Source organism: Microbacterium maritypicum MF109 (assembly GCF_000455825.1).
In the GTDB taxonomy this organism is placed as follows: domain Bacteria; phylum Actinomycetota; class Actinomycetes; order Actinomycetales; family Microbacteriaceae; genus Microbacterium; species Microbacterium maritypicum_A.
On sequence record NZ_ATAO01000099.1, the window covers coordinates 1 to 350 of the forward strand.

General features: G+C 65.1%; 1 protein-coding gene. It reads right to left on the reverse strand.

Annotated elements, in window-relative coordinates; genetic code table 11:
• The coding region (locus L687_RS0121100) for an ABC transporter substrate-binding protein (protein ID WP_031206810.1) at window positions 1-350 on the reverse strand (350 nt) is incomplete at both ends.

Sequence of the window (350 nt, forward strand, 5' to 3'; positions counted from 1 at the left end):
TGGTGGAGAACTTCAGGAACTCCCACGCGGTGCCCTGGTTCTTGCAGGCCGTGAACATCGACACGCTCTTCGAGTCGGCGAAGGTCGTCGGAGTCTCTCGGCCGTCGCTGGTGGGCACCGGCATGAAGCCTACGTCGACGGTGTCGGCGTAGGAGGGGATCGCCCAGGGGCCGGCGAGCTGCATGGCAGTGGTACCTGCCGACATCGCGTCGTCGGTCGACGCCTCGTTCGGCGACAGCTTCTCGTCGTAGAAGGTCTTCCAGAACTCCGAGACGGTGCGCCCGGCATCCGAGTCGAACGTGGACTTGCCGTCTTCGACGAGCATCGTGCCGTCGGTCTCGGCCAGGTAC